General features: G+C 61.3%; 21 protein-coding genes and 1 pseudogene. 7 read left to right on the plus strand and 15 right to left on the minus strand.

Features of this window, described 5'->3' with window-relative positions; all coding sequences use genetic code 11:
• Nucleotides 1–44: 44 nt before the first annotated feature.
• A complete protein-coding gene (locus P2T62_RS16370; RefSeq protein ID WP_276258142.1) occupies nt 45–2,384 on the minus strand; it encodes an N-6 DNA methylase in 2,340 nt (779 codons plus the stop codon).
• A gap of 166 nt (nt 2,385–2,550) precedes the next feature.
• Between P2T62_RS16370 and P2T62_RS16375 the strand changes: the two genes are divergently transcribed.
• From P2T62_RS16375 to P2T62_RS16385, 3 genes are read left to right on the plus strand one after another with little or no spacing between them, the layout of a single operon-like run.
• Nucleotides 2,551–5,016: a sensor histidine kinase gene (locus P2T62_RS16375; protein ID WP_276258143.1), complete on the plus strand. Its 2,466-nt coding sequence runs from the start codon at nt 2,551–2,553 to the stop codon at nt 5,014–5,016.
• A gap of 23 nt (nt 5,017–5,039) precedes the next feature.
• Nucleotides 5,040–6,110, plus strand: a complete 1,071-nt coding sequence (locus P2T62_RS16380; protein WP_276258144.1) for a hypothetical protein — start codon at nt 5,040–5,042, stop codon at nt 6,108–6,110.
• A 7-nt stretch (nt 6,111–6,117) separates the two neighbouring features.
• Nucleotides 6,118–6,915, plus strand: a complete 798-nt coding sequence (locus P2T62_RS16385) for a hypothetical protein (protein ID WP_276258145.1) — start codon at nt 6,118–6,120, stop codon at nt 6,913–6,915.
• 238 nt (nt 6,916–7,153) lie between these two features.
• Here P2T62_RS16385 and P2T62_RS16390 read toward each other — a convergent pair whose 3' ends face one another.
• The 13 genes and pseudogenes from P2T62_RS16390 to P2T62_RS16445 all read right to left on the minus strand — a co-directional run bounded on the left by P2T62_RS16390 (nt 7,154) and on the right by P2T62_RS16445 (nt 15,665).
• On the minus strand, nt 7,154–9,190 hold the full coding sequence (locus tag P2T62_RS16390) for a DUF7845 domain-containing protein (RefSeq protein ID WP_276258146.1): 2,037 nt from the start codon (nt 9,188–9,190) through the stop codon (nt 7,154–7,156).
• Nucleotides 9,191–9,322, minus strand: coding sequence for a hypothetical protein (locus P2T62_RS16395; RefSeq protein ID WP_276258147.1), 132 nt, complete (start codon nt 9,320–9,322; stop codon nt 9,191–9,193). It abuts the gene before it with no gap.
• The gene (locus P2T62_RS16400; protein ID WP_276258148.1) at nt 9,323–9,832 is read right to left on the minus strand and encodes a DUF8129 domain-containing protein; all 510 of its coding nucleotides are present in this window, start codon (nt 9,830–9,832) and stop codon (nt 9,323–9,325) included. It lies immediately after the preceding gene.
• On the minus strand, nt 9,832–10,110 hold the full coding sequence (locus P2T62_RS16405) for a hypothetical protein (protein ID WP_276258149.1): 279 nt from the start codon (nt 10,108–10,110) through the stop codon (nt 9,832–9,834). The genes P2T62_RS16400 and P2T62_RS16405 overlap by 1 nt, the downstream gene beginning before the upstream one ends.
• The gene (locus P2T62_RS16410; protein WP_276258150.1) at nt 10,100–10,603 is read right to left on the minus strand and encodes a PD-(D/E)XK family putative nuclease; all 504 of its coding nucleotides are present in this window, start codon (nt 10,601–10,603) and stop codon (nt 10,100–10,102) included. Before P2T62_RS16410 ends, P2T62_RS16405 begins: the two co-directional genes overlap by 11 nt.
• Nucleotides 10,600–11,493: a beta clamp domain-containing protein gene (locus P2T62_RS16415; RefSeq protein WP_276258151.1), complete on the minus strand. Its 894-nt coding sequence runs from the start codon at nt 11,491–11,493 to the stop codon at nt 10,600–10,602. The genes P2T62_RS16410 and P2T62_RS16415 overlap by 4 nt, the downstream gene beginning before the upstream one ends.
• Entirely contained in the window at nt 11,490–11,933 is a 444-nt protein-coding gene (locus tag P2T62_RS16420) for a hypothetical protein (RefSeq protein WP_276258152.1), read from the minus strand. The genes P2T62_RS16415 and P2T62_RS16420 overlap by 4 nt, the downstream gene beginning before the upstream one ends.
• Entirely contained in the window at nt 11,933–12,160 is a 228-nt protein-coding gene (locus P2T62_RS16425) for a hypothetical protein (RefSeq protein WP_276258153.1), read from the minus strand. The genes P2T62_RS16420 and P2T62_RS16425 overlap by 1 nt, the downstream gene beginning before the upstream one ends.
• A gap of 259 nt (nt 12,161–12,419) precedes the next feature.
• Nucleotides 12,420–13,190: a site-specific integrase gene (locus P2T62_RS16430; RefSeq protein WP_276258154.1), complete on the minus strand. Its 771-nt coding sequence runs from the start codon at nt 13,188–13,190 to the stop codon at nt 12,420–12,422.
• A 55-nt stretch (nt 13,191–13,245) separates the two neighbouring features.
• Nucleotides 13,246–13,461 (minus strand): annotated as a pseudogene (locus P2T62_RS23450) (tyrosine-type recombinase/integrase); the annotation flags it as partial.
• Nucleotides 13,458–14,042: a J domain-containing protein gene (locus P2T62_RS16435; RefSeq protein WP_276258100.1), complete on the minus strand. Its 585-nt coding sequence runs from the start codon at nt 14,040–14,042 to the stop codon at nt 13,458–13,460. The gene P2T62_RS16435 and the pseudogene P2T62_RS23450, both read right to left, overlap by 4 nt.
• Nucleotides 14,039–15,103 (minus strand): hypothetical protein, encoded by a 1,065-nt coding sequence (locus P2T62_RS16440; RefSeq protein WP_276258101.1) that lies wholly within the window; start codon nt 15,101–15,103, stop codon nt 14,039–14,041. Before P2T62_RS16440 ends, P2T62_RS16435 begins: the two co-directional genes overlap by 4 nt.
• 109 nt (nt 15,104–15,212) lie before the next feature.
• Nucleotides 15,213–15,665: a hypothetical protein gene (locus P2T62_RS16445; protein WP_276258102.1), complete on the minus strand. Its 453-nt coding sequence runs from the start codon at nt 15,663–15,665 to the stop codon at nt 15,213–15,215.
• A 293-nt stretch (nt 15,666–15,958) separates the two neighbouring features.
• On the opposite strand from P2T62_RS16445, the gene P2T62_RS16450 reads away from it, so the two are divergent.
• Nucleotides 15,959–16,198 (plus strand): helix-turn-helix domain-containing protein, encoded by a 240-nt coding sequence (locus P2T62_RS16450; protein WP_276258103.1) that lies wholly within the window; start codon nt 15,959–15,961, stop codon nt 16,196–16,198.
• Here the strand turns inward: P2T62_RS16450 and P2T62_RS23455 are convergent.
• A complete protein-coding gene (locus P2T62_RS23455; protein WP_420028380.1) occupies nt 16,185–16,433 on the minus strand; it encodes a FaeA/PapI family transcriptional regulator in 249 nt (82 codons plus the stop codon). The genes P2T62_RS16450 and P2T62_RS23455 overlap by 14 nt on opposite strands.
• A gap of 181 nt (nt 16,434–16,614) precedes the next feature.
• On the opposite strand from P2T62_RS23455, the gene P2T62_RS16455 reads away from it, so the two are divergent.
• Genes P2T62_RS16455 through P2T62_RS16465 form a run of 3 tightly spaced genes read left to right on the plus strand, consistent with a single transcriptional unit; the run spans nt 16,615 to nt 17,215 of the window.
• The gene (locus P2T62_RS16455; RefSeq protein WP_276258104.1) at nt 16,615–16,758 is read left to right on the plus strand and encodes a hypothetical protein; all 144 of its coding nucleotides are present in this window, start codon (nt 16,615–16,617) and stop codon (nt 16,756–16,758) included.
• The gene (locus P2T62_RS16460) at nt 16,758–17,078 is read left to right on the plus strand and encodes a hypothetical protein (RefSeq protein ID WP_276258105.1); all 321 of its coding nucleotides are present in this window, start codon (nt 16,758–16,760) and stop codon (nt 17,076–17,078) included. Before P2T62_RS16455 ends, P2T62_RS16460 begins: the two co-directional genes overlap by 1 nt.
• Nucleotides 17,078–17,215 carry a hypothetical protein gene (locus tag P2T62_RS16465; RefSeq protein WP_276258106.1) on the plus strand — a complete coding sequence of 46 codons (138 nt, stop codon included), beginning with the start codon at nt 17,078–17,080 and terminating at the stop codon, nt 17,213–17,215. The genes P2T62_RS16460 and P2T62_RS16465 overlap by 1 nt, the downstream gene beginning before the upstream one ends.
• The last annotated feature ends 26 nt before the right edge of the window (nt 17,216–17,241 follow it).

The following is a 17,241-nucleotide window of genomic DNA, read 5'->3' on the forward strand; positions in this document are numbered from 1 at the left end:
ATCAAACGCCCTCTGGCGATTCACCAGAGCCATTCAAGAGGAAATTACGCTTCTAGTCCCAGTATAGACTCGATTTGTTGGTCAATTTCGGATAGCTTCTCGGCTTCCTTTTCTCCGTCCCCTTCTCGTCTGGCTGCACACAGGCCCTCGAAGAGTTCGGCCAACTGGCTACAGACAGGCTCGTCCAGTTCTCTCGGATCGATAACCGGAGCGGATTCCAGTTGGCTGATTTCGAGTTTTTCCAAGCCGCTATAGTCATGGCTGGATTTACTGAGAATTCGTTCAACAAAAGTACTATTCAGATACGCCAGCAGGGCGTCTCGGTCATGATCCTTATAGTCGAAATCAAGTGAGATGTTGTGGACGTTATTGAGCGTCAACAATCCCATCTCGTTCCGGTAGAATTGGAACCCATTCCGATTCATGTACTTACCGAGGATTGGAGTAGGCTCCCGTGAATCCACCCGATACCACGGGTTCCTTCCTGAAACGAGTGTTCCGTCTGTCACGCCCTCCTTTTCACCCTTCTCCAGATAGTTAAGAACGCTCTGACACTCTATCTCCGACTTATCGATAACTCCCTCCTCATCAAAACAATAGAGCAACCAGACATCATCGCCATTGTCTCGCCATTCCTCCCAGTCTGATTTCTTGATGTTGAGGATATCGAGTCCTCTCGCAGTACGAAGAATCCGCTCGCGATATTGACGTGGAATCGAATGTCGGTCTACATCATCAGATGATAGACAGAAGAAATCGTTTTTTCCCGTCGCAATTCCTCGCTTGATGGTCGCGACATCATTGAAAGGGACCAATTCAGGAAACTCGCCAATGTCGGTTTCACTAAAATAGTGGGTCCAGCGTTCGGTCGGCGTTAGAATCTCCTGTGCAATCCCTGTCACGAAGTCCACTTCTGGGCGTTCTGCAAGAGATTCAGTATCCGAGAGGAACTCCTCGGCGTTGCTTGTCGACGGCCATTCATTAACCCGGACGAACTGCGTCTCGTGAGTGGAATCCGGGGAGGCAGCCTCCAGAAGCAGGATGCTTGGTCTGGTCCGAACTCCCTCAAATACCTCCACACTGTCATCGAGTTGTATCACAGCATGAATTGCGAATCTCCTGAGGAGATACTGCTTAAGTTTGCGTCCGAAATTCGTATCCATGAATCGGGAGGGAATGATGAATGCTGCTCTTCCTCCCGGAGTTAGGAACTGTGCTGAGTGAATCAGGAAGTACCCATACAGTGGAGTTTTTTCAAGGAAATTGAATCCAGTCTCATCAGATACTACGCGATTCAGATCAGACTTCATCTGGTTATCCAAAGCCTGATGGCGCGAATAGGGAGGGTTCCCAATCACACCATCATATTCTTGCAATCTATCTTTGCCAGAGAATATTGGGCTAAATTGGATGAAGTCGCCTTGGTGAAGGTCTGGAGAGCCGCCTCCGTCGGCGAGCTTCAGAGATGTCGCTGCCATCGTGATCGCAATCTCATCGATATCGATTCCGGTAAGATCCCGCAGTGGATGAGCCGCCCCCTTTTCGATTTTCTTCGATAGAACCTGGTAAGACAGCTGGCCCGCACCGATACCAGGATCTAAAACTCGGTCGTCGGAATTTTGGACCGTCCAAGATGCCATGAATTCGCTGATGTGGGGTGGGGTGGCGAACTGACCGAGGTTTCGCCGTGACGATTGGGAAACCAGGGCCTCGTATGTGTCGGAAAGTACGCTAGCGGGGTTTGCAGACCGGATGAATGCATTACGTAATGCTAACAGGATGCTGTCTACCTCGCCTGGGCTATCCTTGACGACCTCGTCGACGAGGGAGGGTTTGAAACCTTGATTCTCTGTTAGTTGGTGGGCCTTGTCGAAGCATTCGCTCCAGTCCAACTCGAGTGAAAGTGGAGCGAGAGAATCCTCCTCTTTCTGGTGAAGGGAATATAGCGTCGCCTTCAGAAACCGATTGAAAACAGCGACTCGTGCTGAATAGGATTCAATCGGGGTGTTCTCTGTATTGACTCTCTCGGTAGCCCACTCCGTCACACTGGTTGTTATGCTGCCGTTGAGCCCTTGTGCAAGTCTCAGGATAGTCTCGGAGAGAAGTTCCGTCACAGTCCGGTCGTCTATTGTTGAGACTTCCGAGGAGAAATCTATCTGCGTATTCAGGGTCCATCGAAATGAATTTCCGAACTTCTCAGATTCAATTACGCCGAAATCATCCAGCCGGTGGAGTTTATTGAGAGCAGTCTTAGTGCAACAACCGAGGTTATCCTTCACACCGCTCGTTTTATCCACGTCGTCTAGTCCTACTGTCAATAGGGTCCGGAAAAGAGGAAATTCGGCACGGTACTGGCCGGTTCTTCTTTCCCGGGTATTCGACATACAGTGTCCATTACAAGCGTTTGTAAAGGCCTTTTCGGACTCCATTCTCGTGCCGTATTATTTTAATTAGGATATACACAATTGCTAGACAATTTGAGTGAAAGCATCGGAATCGATGGCTACCAAGAAACTTTAACACGCGGAGAATAAGGAGAATTGAGTAACCGTGTCTCAGACAGACCGTGAGGAGATACTAGAATCTGGTGAGACTACCTTCTCTAGCGACAGCAAACTTCTCTCGGAGATCGGGGAGCGGCTAATCGCAACCCCCGACATCGCCTTAGCCGAGCTCATCAAGAATAGTTACGACGCGGACGCAACGAAGTGCAACATATGGTTGGAGGATGACCGAGAGACCCTTGTCGTGAAGGACGACGGTCATGGGATGACCAAAGAAGAATTCCTCAACTATTGGATGACCGTCGCGACTACAAGCCGACTTGAGCAGGAAACCTCCAAGAGATATAATCGGGAACTTACCGGAGCGAAGGGGGTAGGGCGGTTCGCAGTCCGGAATCTCGGACTTGAGCTTGAATTGAGTACAGTTGCTAAATACGACGAACATGATGAATATAGGAGGCTGACCGCATATTTCCGATGGGCAGATTTCGAGAGCGGGGAACAATTGGAAGAAGAAAACGTTGAGTACGTAATTGAGCCAGCGACCGAGTCAGAGGAAGGAACAGAACTCCGCATCTCTGATCTTCAAGACTCTTGGACTCAGGAGGAGTTGGAAGAGGTCTCCGGAGAGGTTCTCGATATCATCTCGGCACCTTACGAAACGAATCGGTCGTTAATGGACCAAGACGACGAACAAGTCGATCCTGGTTTCTCAGTATATTTTGCTCCACCAGGAGAAGGGTCACCCACGAAAAGCGCAGCACAGGAGATTTACGAGCGGTATGTTGCAAAGATAAGTATAGAGATCGAAGCTGACAAGCTAACCTACGAATGCGAATATCCCTATGGTTATGATGAAGATGAAGCAGAGGAACGAACGTACGAATTTACTCTCGACAGGAATCTAATAGGGGACCTACATGGTGAGATACGGTATTTTAACCGAAATTATCCCGGGGTTTTCCGGGGGATGGACAAAATCGACGGACGTTCTGCCCCAAAGTGGCTCAAAGAGAATGGGGGAATCCGAGTTATTGACAAAAATTTCCGCGTACCACCGTATGGAGACCAAGGGAACGACTGGCTAAATATTTCTGAGTCGCACGCACGTCGAGAGCGGGCATGGCGTTCGTCCTTTGCTGCCGCTCTTACCGCCGATGATGAGATATCTGACGATGAGGTCGAAGAGAGCCAGCTCAATTTACCTCGGAAGAACCAAGTTCTCGGAGCACTCCAGGTATCCAGCCACAGACCAGAACATACCAGTGTAGATCGTGGCAGTATCGACCATCTCGTTCCTGCGATGGACCGCCAAGGATTCGTTGAAAACGACGCGATGAATCAACTGGTGGATGTGGCTCGAGGGGGGTTGGAAATCATTGCCATCTTGGACAGGGAAGAGAAACTCCGAAGGGAGCAAGCGGAGGCCGAGGACGCTGGTTCGGAGCTCCAATCTGAAATCAAGGAGACGAAGGAGCAATTAGAGGAAGAAATTGATGAGATCGTCGACGAGCTAGATTCTACCACAGCGGACGAATCCGTCAGCGACGCTGACAATGGTACTACCTCCACCGGTGCCAGCGAGAATGGGGACAGCAGTCTCGGAGACTTCGTTGATACCGGGGACACCGATACAGGAAGTTCTACACAAAGTTCAGTTTCGGACGCTGGGGGAGTGTCTAGCGAGAAGGTCCGCGAGAAGCTCACCGAAGATATCAAACCAGAGATTGAGGAGTCCTACAGCGAATTAGAAGCAAGAGTCCAAGAGTACGAGGAGGCTCAAGAGAACCTACGAACCTCTGTCGAGTCGATGTACCTCATGAGCGCAGTAGCTGCGTTCATGACTCACGAGACAGGAGAACTACTTAGAGAGGCGGACAACATGATCGAGGCCTGGGAACAGGTTCCAGAGGAGGAACGTGACGAAGCGTTCGAGTCGAGATTAGAGACAACAAAAGAGGCAAAGGAGAAATTCAACAAGCAACTGGGTTACGCGAAGCGGTTCATGACTGGTCTTGATGAAGGGTTACAGAACGAGCTCTTCGTAAATGGCAAATTGGACGAAGTGATTCACCAGTTCGATCACTATACAGAGGAACGATATATCGAGATTGAAAGGAATGTCCCACAGCGCCTCAAGACTCCAGAATTGAATCCCAGCATCTACACGGGCGTAATTATGAATCTCTTCACTAATGCTGTTAAAGCCGTTCTAGATGTGCCAGCAAAGGACCCAGGAAGGATAATCCGATTCGACGCTGAAAATCGGGACGGCTGGCACATACTTCGTGTCTCCGACACAGGTGTGGGGATTCCAGAAGGAATGGAAGAGCGGATCTTCGACCCGCTTTTCTCGACAACCGATATCTCGGATGAGGGGCCACTCGGGAGTGGTGTCGGTCTCGGACTGTATGTGGTTAAGCGAGTCGTCGAACGCTCTGATGGACAAATCGAGGTTGTTGAGCCTCCGGAGGGGTTCGAAACCTGTTTCGAAGTTAGGTTCAAACGATGAGTCAATCCAGCCCAAAGTGCGTGATGGTATTCGAGGATAAGGAAGAAAATCTCTGGGACTTGGTCAATCCCCTCGAGGAGGACCTTGATCCAGACGAATTCTATGTCGAGAACTTCACGGGAGATAGGTCGGCAAATGAAGACGAGAGCGATGTCGATTTTGTAATGAGAATCTTGGAGGAAGAAGATTATCCAGTCCTCGTAGTTTTAGATGCAGAACTCAACCAATATATTGAAAGCACCGTAAGGAAGTCGGATGTGAAGGATGCTTGTCTTGAACTGGGTGTTCCTCTCTGTGTGTATCATCGTGACGAAGGTGAGTATTCAGACCCCGAGAACATCAAAGAATCAGAAGACCACTTGATCAAATTGGATCCCAAAGAAGGACACGAGCAGATGGCAGAAAGCTGTGCCATCTTAGCGAAGGGGTTCAACGAGATTCAAGAAAAACTCAAAGAGCGATTGGCCGATGCTGACCCTGAAGATCTCCTTGAGCCGCCATCGGAGTTTATGAAGGATATTACCGATGTGCCCGTAAGTGCGAAAGCGAATCTCGACAAATACTCTTGGGGACAGTCAGAGAGCGTTGCAATCCTGAAAGAAGGGGGAGATAAGCAAGACAGTATCCGCCGTAAATCCACTGTCCTCGGCTACTGGATCCACAACCAGCTTCTGGAATATCCTGGTGTCCTGCTGAATCCGGTTGCAGCAGCCTCATATCTGGGGGTAAATCACGAAGTCTTTGCTGAGGATGAAGAATACCATGAACCGCTGGAAGAAGCCCTCTATCAAGGGCCCTTCTCGGGACTTGATAATTGGTGGTGGAAAGCCGAAATTGATGGCCTACTAAACCGAAATACAACCCCTGAAGATGGTAGCGTCATTTCTGGCAGAGAGTTCCTCTCTCGAGAAGGATACGATATCGGACCAGTACAATGTTTAGAAGGGCACGATGGAGCAGGATATTATTGCATACTGACGGGAGAGCCAGTCTGTGAGGACGACTCAGTGAGTCCGGAAGCGTGGATACCGGCTGGTGCATCGATATCGAGGATCTCCGAAGGGGAGTATATGAAACTAAGCGGGTGGGACTGACGATATTATGTCTATTGCACAAGTTAATGGGGAAGATCTTGACAACCTCCAAACTGCTTTTTCAACATTTATTTACCAGATTCTATCTGAGACTGAGTCTCCCCAGAGATTCAGTTTCTCAGACAAGTTTAATCTTGAATTCGAAGATAACACTCATATCATATTTGAAACCGGAGATTCAGAATGTCTCTTCATTGGACCTCTTTCGTATCGGCCCGGCGACTCAAGCGAGTCTATAGAGATCTACATCCAATTCGGATTAACAGTGAGGGCAAAAGATCTCGAAGATCGTAGATGTTACGAGGTGGTCAAATCTGCGACAGAGGTTGTGTATCTGAGGATTAAGGAGAACGAAGAGGGTGAAGAATACCGTGAGAGGGCCCAGGGACTTCACTTCGATTTTGACATAACCCCAGATCACGAGCTGGACGGGGAATATGCCAACCATCCCGTCTTTCATGCCCAGTATAATCCGAATTGTGTAGACACCAGCGCAATTGACCGTTGGGACCCCGAAACTCACAACACTTCCTATCCAGATTATCCACGTATCCCCTGCGCTCCGTTCGATTTTGTGTCGGTAATCTACATGATTATGAACGATCACTTACCAAAGGAGGTTCGCAAGAACAAGGGATGGCCACAAAATGTTCTCCACGAGTATTTGCCTCGATTCCCGAGGGAACCGTTTGAACTCGCCCCGGCAGACAATCTTCGGATGACACCAGAGTGGTGGTATCTTTTCCCAAGTCGGAATGAGGATGGGTCCCCTAGATTAAGGCCAGACCACCACCGTCCTTTGTAGTGGATGATTTAGCACGCCCCGCGGGGCTGAGCGGAGCGGTGTCTATTTTTTCGCCAGTGCCCTTAGGCACACCTCCCTAAGGGGCCCTGCCCGCGAGGTGCAAACGCCCGTGCCGCCAGCTGTCGCTCGACGGTCGTAATCGCAAGGGACAGGGTGCGAATGAGGGCACCCATCCGGAGCTATCTCGGAGTGGTTTATAAAAGAACCGACCGCTGGCCAGTGATGCCTCTACCGAGTCTCAGACGAGGCGGCCGGTCCCCTTGCGGCCGAGGATCTCGGTCTCGACGGCGTTGTTCACCGCGACCTTCTCGTTCTTCCAGACGCGCTCGCCCTGCTCGTCGTGGTAGGCGACGTGCGCGAACGCGAACTTCCGGACGTCGATGCCGGGCGTGGCGTCGGCGGCCTCGAACCCGGCCCGCAGCACCTTGACCAGCTCGTGCCGGGAGAGGTTGCCGCTGGCGAGATCGAGCCGGAGCCCGTCGCGGTGGTGGTCCTGGAGCGTCGCGCCGTAGCGCTGGACCCACTTGCCGAACGGGGAGTCCTCGGGAACCTCCTGGTCGGCACTCGATAGGAGCGACCGGATGCCGCGCTGGATGCCGTCGAGGTCGCGTTCGAGGATGGCCATCAGCTCCTGCACCCGGTCCCGGACGATGCTGTCGGCGAAGGAGAGCTGCTGCATCGTCGACAGCAGCGACTCGTACTTCCGGAACGTCCGACTGACCGTACTCGTCGACGTGTCGGCGGCGTCGGCGAGCGCCGCCTGGTCCTCGAACTCGCCACCGTCGGCCAGCGCTCGCAACACACCCTGCTGGTGCTCGGTCGGTGGGTCCTCCAGCATCGCCTTCGTCGCGAGGTTGCGCTCCTGGTCGACGGCGAGGTCGATGGGATCACCGACGATGTCGACCGCCTGCCGGACCTCCTGCTCCATCGCGACGGGCGCGAAGTGGTCGTCGGGGACCCAGTGCTCGGCCTCGGGCCGGCGACTGAGCCCGGCCCACTGGATGGCGTTCACGAGGTACTCCTGCAGCTCGACTGCGAGATCGTCGATGGTCAGCCCACCGTCGGCGTGCTCGGTGAGGAAGGGGATGGACACGTCGTAGGGCGTGTACCCCCGTGACCACTGGACCTCCAGCTTCGGGTGGTCGGTCGGATGCCCGTCCGGGTCCCGCGCGTCCTCGCGAGCGTTCTTCATGAGGTAGCACTTCAGCAGCTTGCCGACGCCGTGCCCACTGTAGAGGTTCGAGAGCCCGGTCGGGTTGAGCGAGACGGCGGTCCGCTTGCCCGACACGTCCTCGTTGTCCCACTTCAGCTCTCCCTGGCCCTGCCGGCGGCTGGAGAAGACAGCGAGCCGCTCCAGCAGGCCCTCGGGGTTGACCAGGTGCTGATCGGCGACCTGCTTCAGCACGCGCACGTAGTACGCGAGCCCGGTGATTCGAGAGCGCTCGTGGACGTGATCGCGGGCGAACCAGTCCGGGCGGATGCCGAGCTGGCCGGCGAACCCCTGGATCACATCGAGGAGGTCCTCGCGATCGACGCTCGAGGATTTCACCTCGATGCGAACGCCCTCGGGACAGCCCCGGAGCGAGTCGATGGGCTCGTCGTCGTCGATGTTGATGCCTTCGAGCGCGGGGCGAATGATGAGCGTGACGCGCCGGTTCAGGTTCGGGTCCGACGCGTCGACGAGCGGCGCGGTGAACTCGATGTAGCTCTCCCCGCTGTCCTGCGGGCGCGTCTTGATGTTCCCCTGCCAGTACCCCGCGTTCTTGTGGTCGTACGCCTCCGGTTGGATGCCGTGGGCTTCCAGCGACGCCTCGCTCGCGAACACCCATTCGGTGTCGGCGGCTTCGAAGCTACAGACGAGGTCGGGCTCCCAGCGGTCGAGCAGGAGCCGATACGGGTAGAGGCCGTCCTCGCCGGGCTCGTCGGTCGTCGGCGTGAACAGCAGCTGCGCGTTCAGCTCGTGGACCTGGGGCTTCACCGTGTCGTGGATGGCCGTCGGCTCGGTGGCGCCGGGCTCGTCGCCCTCCCAGCGGCCCTCGGCGTCGCTTCGGTCCTCGCAGGTGTGCGTGCGCTGTCCGGTGACGGTCGAGAATAACTCGCGGCACCAGCGGCAGCCGCTGATGGCGTCGGAGTCCTCGTCGTCACGCTCTGCGTCGCTCGTGTCGGGCTCGGCGTCGCCGAAGACGGCCTCGGCCTGCGCGACCGGGTCGAGGTCGGCGTCGATGGCCTCCTCGATCTCGTCGTCGCCGACTGGTTCGCGGCGCTCGCGGGCCATCTACGCGGTCACCTCCAGCCGGCCGAAGTGCTCGCGCCGCGTCCAGGGCACGACCCGGGCGGCGCCGCGGCCGTAGGCCCAGACGGTCGCGCCGTGGAGGTGCTCGCGGGCGATGGTGCGGCGCCGGGCCATCTACGGGTCCCCTCCGTCAGTGGCGACCGGCGTGGCGTTCGAGACGGCACTCAGCTCGGCGACCGACCGCGTGATCGTCTCGCAGTCGGGGCACCGGTAGCCCGGCCCCTCCCGGCCCTCGACGACGCTGCCGCAGTCGTCGTGAACGAGGTCGGGGCCGGCGTCCGCTTCCGGCTCGGGGGCGGGCGCGGGCCGGGCTCGGACGGCGGGCTCGTCGCGCTCCTTCAGCGTCTTGTCGCGCTGGTTGAGCCAGGCCATGATCTGCTGGCGCGGGCCGCGCTCGATGCGGACCTCGACCGCTTGCCAGGCGTCCAACACCTCGCGTGAGCGGATGCCCTTGATGCGGGCGTGGACCGCGCGCTGCAGCGTCCGGTCGGTGTGGCCCGGCCCGCGTTCGACCAGCTCGCGGTCGAGCCAGCGGCCGGGGTCCTCGCCGATGTCGGCCGCGATGGGCTCGCGCCACGCCGGCGTCGCGTCGTCGTCGCCGGCGCTCTGGAACTCAGACGGCATCAACCCTCACCCCCGTCGACGACCTGCTCCTGGCTCCCGCCGTCGCTGTGCCAGAGCCCCCAGAGTCGCCGTCTGACCCGCTCCCGGACCCGGTCACGCTCGGCCTCAGTGAGGTCGTAGCAGGTCGGGCAGTAGTCGACGGTCCGCTCGCGGTACGGATGCCGCACCCAGGCCAGACAGGCCGCACACCGCCCAGGGCTGGACCGGCCGAACTCCGCGTCGCCGACCTTATCGACCGGCGGGAGGTCCGACGGCGGGTCGGCACCGTCACTCGACACCGTCGCTCACCTCCGCGTCCCGGAAGACGTGCGACCACGCCAGCTTCGTGTGCGTACACCGCCCGTCGACCTCGATCCAGCTCCCGCGCAGCTCGTCGACCAGCGACGCCGGGACGAGCTTCATGGCCAGGGGGTCGCGGTCGGGATACGGCACCGCAACCACGAACACGTAGACGCCGGCGGACTCCAGCAGCTCGGCGTGCTGCCCCTCGCGGAGGTAGAAGCGCCCGGTCTTCTCGGCCTGGCCTTGGACAGCGGCGACGCTCTTGATCTCGACGGGCGTGCCCTGCTCGACCAGCGCGATGCCGGCGAACGGGAGCCGCTCACTTGGCGCGAGGCACTGCTCGGCGATGGCATCGTGCCGGCTGTCTCGCTCGGGCGCGGCCCGAAGTTCCTCGACCCGCTGAATCACCGTCGCCTCGACGCGCTCGCCGAGGCGTTTCGACCGGGCGAGTCGACTGTCGGCCTCGGGCTGACGGCGGGACACGCTCATGCCCTACCTCCGGACTGCAGGATGGGCGCGACGTGGTACTCGGCCTCGGCGACGGGCCGCTGTTCGCCGTGGCGCTCGGCTTTCAGCGTCCAGCGCAGCCGGAAGTCCGTGTCCGCACCGAACTGGAACGAGACGACGGCGCCGTCTGGGATGGATCCGACGACATCGCGGACCAGATCGCCGGAGTAGACAGACTCGACCTCGGTCTCGGGCGTCCGGATGGCGTCCTCGGTCGCGACCGGCGCGTCGACGTTGTCGATATCGCTGTCACCGATGACGTGCAGCGTGCCGTCGGGCTCGCCGCGGACGTGGTACTGGTCGCTGGTACTCCCGAACCCGTCCACTGCACGGAAGGGAACGCGGGCGTGTCGGGCTGCAGCGACCAGCTGACGCCGGTCGACGGCGGCGCGGTAATCGTAGTCGCGTTCCAGCTCGGACGCCCGCAGCGTGCCCAGGTCGTCGTAGACGGCGACGGTGCGGTCGACCGGCCCCGCCCGAAGGTGTAGGGGCTGGCCGGGCTGGTCGACGGTGATCGAGACGGCCTCTTCCGCGTCGGGCTCGGCCAGCCGGGCGGTCTCGTGGAACGGCCGCAGCGCGACGATGCGCTCGGTCGGCTCGTCGCCGAAGTGCTGGAACTCCTCGAAAGCCTCGGCGAACAGCGTCGTCTCCAGCTGCATCGTTTTCGCGTCGTTGACGACCGAGGCGTGGATGCCGTCGCCGTCGACACGGAGCGGCGCCTCCGGGTGGACGATGTCGAGCGCGGCGAGCCAGTCCTGGAGGAGCCCTGGCGCGATGACGCCCTGGGTGACGATCTCCGAGGGTCCCTGTGCAGCGACCGGGTCTGGATACTCGGCGTCGCCGCCCCAGTGGGAGTTTCCGGTGAGGCTCACGCCAGCTCACCCCTGTCGAGGTCGTACTGCTCGTCGAGCAGCCGCGCCAGCACCTCGGCCTCGGCGCCAGCCACCGGGTCGCCCGCGCCACCGAAGGCACCGGGGAACGCTCGGGTACAAGCCCACTGGACCGCGCGGGGCCGATACCCCTCGCCGTCGTAGTGGGCCTCGTAATCCCGATACCACGTGCGAGAGACCGCGCGGTCCACGTAGAGCACGCGGATCAGGCCGCGGTCGCCGTCGAGCCCCCGGAACCGGCCGCGGACCATCAGCACGGCGTAGCCGACGTGCTCGGTCGCGTCCCGGTCGGCACGGTCGAAGCGAGCCGCCCGCCAGCTGGCGGGGAGGGTCCGGGGCTCGGTTGCGGCCCGGAAATCCGCATCGTCGGGGAAGTACGTCGCGAGGACGGCCCCATCTGGCGTGGCGTCGGTCGCCGCCATCAGGCATCACCCTCGTCGGCCGGCCGGTGAACCCGGTTCCCGTGGGTACCCCGTGACCGGAGGACGGTCTCACCCTCGTCGGGCCCGTCCTCGGGGAAGCAGTGCTGACACGGCGGATGGAAGGCGAGCAGGCCGCCGGTCGCGGGCTCGGCCCGCCAGTCGCTGTTGGTCCGGCTACAGGCCGGCTCGGGGCCGTCGTCGGGGCGCCGCTGCTGCTCGACGCTCATGGCCGACACCTCCCGTCTTCGCGAGCGGTGCAGCGGGGCGGCTGGTCGGGGTCGAAGCGCTCGCCACAGAACCAGCACACCGGGTCGGGGAGGGACCCGATGTCGAGTGAGCGCTGCGGCTCACTCATCGGAACGCACCCCCTGAAAAACGGCTTGAGAGGTAATGTACCTCTTTTTTACTGCAGTGGGTTGGGGCGGGTTGCCGAATTTCAGAAGCGCAGCACCGGTTTCCGATGCGATTGCCGCTGCTTGGGTGGGTTCAGTTGTCATCGTCAGCCTCCATCGAAAGGCGGCTAACCGATTCCGCCCGGCGTTCGTAGAACTCCTCGTCGGCACCGGCCACGTCGTAGTGCTTCCGGATGACCTCCGGGCTCGCGTTGACGCGTTTCGCGACGACCTCGACGGGCAGCCCGCGGTTGAGCTGCCAGGTGATCGACCCCGTCCGGATGCGGTGTGGCGAGAGCGTCGACGGGCAGTGGACGGCCTCCCCACGGGTGAACCAGTCACAGGACTGTCGGAGCTTCCCGTGTGGGCACTCGACGGCCCGGCAGGGCGTGGTGGCGTAGTACGACCACGAACGCAGGGTGTTCTTACTCGGGCGGCCCTGCGTCGTCGTGAGCAGCGGCCGACGCTTGTGGTCGTCGACCATCTCCGTCCGGTTGAGGGCGAGATACCGGGTGAGGGTGGTCGCAGTCTCGTCGGGGATGCCGACCAGCCGCTCGCCCCCGGCGCCGTTCTTGAGGGTGGTGCCGGTCTCCGGGCGGTGGACGAACCGGACCGTGCAGGCATCGGTGTCGATATCCCGGATATCCAGTCCGCGGATGGCGCCGACACGGGCGCCGATGAACCAGGCCAGCTCCAGCAGGACGTGATGGGTCGTCGCCCGCTCGAAGCCGTCGCGATAGCTGCGGATAATCGCCAGCGCACTGTCCGGCCTCGAGACGCTCGGAGTTGACCTCGTCGCTCTCGTCGATACTCGGCGGGTCGATCTTCTCGGACAGGCCATCCGCGACGAGTTCGACGCGCTCACAGTACGCGAGGAACTGCCGCAGCGTCGTGAGTTCGTTCGACAGCGTGACCGGACTGACGCCGGTCGCGCGCCGGTCGTGCTCGTAACTGTCGAGGTCCCAGCCCGAGAGGTCGCGAATCGACTCGATGCCCTCCTGGTCGTCGCACCACTCGACGAACAACTTGAGCCGGTACCAGTACCCCGAGACGGTCGCCTCGGCCTTGTCGACCCGGAGCTTGTCGAGCCAGCGGTCGACGGCCTGGCGGGGGTCGAGGTCGGGGGCACGGCTCACGAATCTCCCTCCAGCATGGCCTCCTCGGCCTCGACGACGCGCTGGAACGCGTCCGTGCTCCCGCCGTTGTCCGGGTGGGTCTCCTTCTTCCGGGCGCGTGCGGCCCCCTTCACGACGCTCTCGGGCGCATCTGGGGCGACGCCCAGCACCTCGTGCGGTGGCGGGCCGGTCGCGACCGGCTCGTCGCCGGGCAAGGCCTGGGTCTCGAACTCGGAGCCGACTGTGCCCACGCCGTATCGGTCGAGGGCGCGCTTCGCTTCGAGGTACTTCGCGATGGCGCGGGCGTTGTCCCGGAGGGTGGTCCACCGGTCACACGGGAACGCCCGGCCCTCCCCGTCGAGGTCGCAGTAGACCACGACGCCGGGGTCCTCGGGCTCGCGGTCCTGGTAGGGCCGATGCGGGTGCCGCTGGGTGTGTGGCGCGGCCGTCTCGACGCGCGGGTTGACCGCGTCCATCTGGTCGAGCTGTTCGAGGATGGAGTCGAACGCCTCCGTCTGGGAGACACGGAACCCGTGCGGGTACCGAGTGCGTTCGGCGGGTGGCGTGCGCTCAAATCCTGCCGGCCAATCGAGGTCGCTCATGTGTCCACCTCCAGTCCGTGCGCGGCCAGCAGGTCGGCCACCTGGTCGCCGAACGCCCGCCGGGCCAGCCCGACGACGACATCCACCTCGCCCTCGTCGGCCGTGGCGGCACACAGCTGGGTGAGCATGGCTGCCCGCAGGTGTGTCTGCAGGCCGACCCCGTCGGTGGCGCGCTCGACCGGATAGCGCAGCAGCCGGCTCTCGGGGTAGGCGTAGGTCTTCGTCGGCGGGCTGATCTTCTCTCCGTCCGGGAGGAACACGCAGTTGTAGACGGGCTCCTCCGGGGCGGCGTCGAACATGGCGGCGGTCCCGTCCGAGCGAGTCTGTGGGTGCTCGCCGGCGGGTTGGGTGGCGACGCTGACGACCTGGAGCGCCTGGCCACTCGCGAGATCGACCACGACATCGCCGGCGGTGAGGCTGGCGTCGGTCGGCTCGTAGCGCACGCCGCCGTCGGTCACGAGGTCGTCGGCGTCGGCATCCAGCAGCGCCTTCGCGGCCCCGTGCCGACAGTGGCCCGACTCGCCCTCGTCGTCTCGCTCGCGGGGCTCGGCGAACCCGTGTGAGCAGTCCTGGCAGGTCCACCGGTCGGCGGCGGGCTCGCCACCGAAGGCGACGCCGCCGGCGTTACAGCGGATGTTGGTGCTGTCACACCGGGGACAGCACGTCACCGTCCCGCCGTCGGTCACGAGATCGTCCTCACACGCGGCCGGTGGCCGCCCACCGGTGCCGGGAGCTGGGCCACGAGCCCCGGGCTCGCGAACGACCAGCGCCGCCGGGCCGAATCCGGTCCCGCAGGTCCCACAGTAACACGGTGCCGACGGGACGGCGGTGACGTTGTCCCCCCGCCGCAGCCGCGGGTTCGAATCGTCACAGGACGGGCAGGCGTACACCGTATCGTCGTCGGGGTGAGTCAGGCGGCCACGAGCGTCGCGGTGGCGCTGGAGTGCATCGGCCGGCGCCCGGTCGTTCGGGCCTGCGTCGCTGATGCCCAGCTCGTCACGGAGGTCCTCATCCTCGACGAGCGCCCGCTGGGCCGCGAGGATGTCGTCGGCGTGGGCCATCAGAGCCCACCTCCGGCGACGAGCACCCCGCCCAGGACGATGCCGAGCAGGCCGACGACCAGGTGCGAGAGCACGAAGAACTTCACGCCGGGACCGGTCCGAACGGCGCTCATCGCTCTGCCTCCACATCACCGACCAGCCCGTCGATGTGCTCGCGGAAGCACCGCTGCGAGCAGAACGCCCCGGGCCGGTAGTGATCGCTGTCGTCGACCTGCAGCTGCCAGAGCACGAGGTCGTTCGTCTCGTGATGGGCGTCGGGCGAGCACACGCTGTCGCCACACTGCCAGCAGGTCCACTCGTTGGGGCCGGGCACGGCCGACAGGAGCCGCCGGATGGCGTCGTCGTGGGTCTCGTCGGCGGACGTGACGTGGTCCAGGTGCTCGTGGGTCTCTGGCGAGACGCGGACGGTGCGCCCATCGTCGACCTCGCGCAGCTGGTCAAGCGCGGTTTCGAACCTCTCGATCTCCGTGTCGGTCAGCCCCGGCTCGATGCTGGTCAGCAGGCCGTCGAGCCGGCTGACCGGGTCGGTACGCTCGTCGCTGTCGCTCTCGGTGGGAATCATGTGGTAGTCACTCCGTCTGGATTCGGTAAGCTCGCGGTACCGCCTCGCAATCGTGCGGGGGTTTGAAGCCCCGTGGCGTCGTCTTCCCTCATGCTGAGGCCCCCACGGCGGCGCGGAGTGGAGTCCGCCCGCCGACCCCCTTTCTGAGGAGCCGACAGGATGCCGCCGAGCGAGGGCTGTCTCTGGCTTGTGGGTGCCGGGTACTTATTTGTTGGCACACAATTAGTTGTGCGCCGGCAATTAACGTATCAGCAACCTGACCACTTTTCGTACAGGAGTTTGAATGGCGAAGCATGGGACGGCCACCTGAGCACAGCGATAAGGAGATTCTACAACTCTTCATCGAGGCGGGGGAACCTGTGCTTTTCACCGTAGAAGTGGCCGAATCGCTGGATAAGACGCAGCAGAGCGCGTACAGCCGATTGGAGAAGCTGGAGGGGATGGGATACGTCGGCTCAAAAGCGACCAGCAAACACTCGTCTCGCGTCTGGTGGATCACGCATGCGGGCAGAATGTTCGCTACCGAGGACTGAGTGGCCGCCAGAGAACCACGTTGCTCGATAGCTTCAGGCGCTCTACTTCCCCAGCGTCTCGTAGCTGACGAAGATAGTAATAGGCATTCTGCTGACTCGTACCGAGTTCGTCGCCTACGTACTTGCTGGTCACTGGCCAGTCGGCGTCGTACATGAAATTCAGAACGCGCTCTCGGCTTAGGTCTGGATCGTCCCCGCCCCCCGGATTGGCTGCGGTCATGGTCGTGTCGTACATTGTGTGCGAACAAAGAACTTATGGTGAAAGCACCGAATGATTCTGGATAGGAACAGACGCCTCTCGCGGGTCGAGCCACCGAGAACGTGGCCGCCCCGCCCCGGTGCAACGGGTCGAGGCGAACGTTCCTACAACACGCATGAGTTCCTACACCGACACCGGACAAAAATCGTCCGGCCCGATGGGACCGCTCGAAAGCCACCACGTCGTCTGCCGCGACTGCGCGTTCGAGGAGATCTGCTCGACCAGCTGGGCAGCCGACTCGGTCGCCCGAACGCACCGCGGCGAGACCGACCACCGACTGGCGCTCGCGAGGGTCGAGTGATGTCCGACCAGGTCGTCCACCTGGAGGAGCTGTTCGGCGCGGAGGTACTGGTCTGGCGAAGCGGCCGCGCGACGGTCTGCCCGTGGGACGATACGACGGACCCGGAATCGCCGGCCGCTCGCGACCTCGCCGGTCTGCCGGCACCCCGGCCCGACCAGCCGCCTGTCGACGGGCACTACGTCGACCAGGAGCTGACGGACATCGTCGAAGCGATCCAGGCGGCGAACGTCCCGCTCGCGGTCCGGTTGCTGGTCGAGTCCAAGGCCGAGAACATCCGCGCCGAGCTGGACCCGACGAGCGTCCGGACGGAGGCCGAGTGATGCGAACCGAGTGGCTGTTCCCGGCCGACACGGTCCGGGGGCGGGCCGACCGAGCCCACGTCGACCTGCGGCAGCGAACACTCCGGGAGTACGCGGACGGAACGAACGACGATCCACTGCCTGCGACCGGGCCGTAGCCCCTCGCGCGCCCGCGCGTAGGGGT

The sequence above is a fragment of the Haloglomus litoreum genome (genome assembly GCF_029338515.1).
GTDB classification, from domain to species: Archaea; Halobacteriota; Halobacteria; order Halobacteriales; family Haloarculaceae; genus Haloglomus; species Haloglomus litoreum.

Bases quoted from the DNA above. Each gene is read 5' to 3' on its own strand.
- P2T62_RS16370 (WP_276258142.1), bottom strand. From the start codon at position 2,384: ATGTCGAATACCCGGGAAAGAAGAACCGGCCAGTACCGTGCCGAATTT.
- P2T62_RS16380 (WP_276258144.1), top strand. From the start codon at position 5,040: ATGGTATTCGAGGATAAGGAAGAAAATCTCTGGGACTTGGTCAATCCC.
- P2T62_RS16385 (WP_276258145.1), top strand. From the start codon at position 6,118: ATGTCTATTGCACAAGTTAATGGGGAAGATCTTGACAACCTCCAAACT.
- P2T62_RS16390 (WP_276258146.1), bottom strand. From the start codon at position 9,190: ATGGCCCGCGAGCGCCGCGAACCAGTCGGCGACGACGAGATCGAGGAG.
- P2T62_RS16395 (WP_276258147.1), bottom strand. From the start codon at position 9,322: ATGGCCCGGCGCCGCACCATCGCCCGCGAGCACCTCCACGGCGCGACC.
- P2T62_RS16400 (WP_276258148.1), bottom strand. From the start codon at position 9,832: ATGCCGTCTGAGTTCCAGAGCGCCGGCGACGACGACGCGACGCCGGCG.
- P2T62_RS16410 (WP_276258150.1), bottom strand. From the start codon at position 10,603: ATGAGCGTGTCCCGCCGTCAGCCCGAGGCCGACAGTCGACTCGCCCGG.
- P2T62_RS16420 (WP_276258152.1), bottom strand. From the start codon at position 11,933: ATGGCGGCGACCGACGCCACGCCAGATGGGGCCGTCCTCGCGACGTAC.
- P2T62_RS16425 (WP_276258153.1), bottom strand. From the start codon at position 12,160: ATGAGCGTCGAGCAGCAGCGGCGCCCCGACGACGGCCCCGAGCCGGCC.
- P2T62_RS16435 (WP_276258100.1), bottom strand. From the start codon at position 14,042: ATGAGCGACCTCGATTGGCCGGCAGGATTTGAGCGCACGCCACCCGCC.
- P2T62_RS16440 (WP_276258101.1), bottom strand. From the start codon at position 15,103: ATGGCCCACGCCGACGACATCCTCGCGGCCCAGCGGGCGCTCGTCGAG.
- P2T62_RS16445 (WP_276258102.1), bottom strand. From the start codon at position 15,665: ATGATTCCCACCGAGAGCGACAGCGACGAGCGTACCGACCCGGTCAGC.
- P2T62_RS16450 (WP_276258103.1), top strand. From the start codon at position 15,959: ATGGGACGGCCACCTGAGCACAGCGATAAGGAGATTCTACAACTCTTC.
- P2T62_RS23455 (WP_420028380.1), bottom strand. From the start codon at position 16,433: ATGTACGACACGACCATGACCGCAGCCAATCCGGGGGGCGGGGACGAT.
- P2T62_RS16455 (WP_276258104.1), top strand. From the start codon at position 16,615: ATGGGACCGCTCGAAAGCCACCACGTCGTCTGCCGCGACTGCGCGTTC.
- P2T62_RS16460 (WP_276258105.1), top strand. From the start codon at position 16,758: ATGTCCGACCAGGTCGTCCACCTGGAGGAGCTGTTCGGCGCGGAGGTA.
- P2T62_RS16465 (WP_276258106.1), top strand. From the start codon at position 17,078: ATGCGAACCGAGTGGCTGTTCCCGGCCGACACGGTCCGGGGGCGGGCC.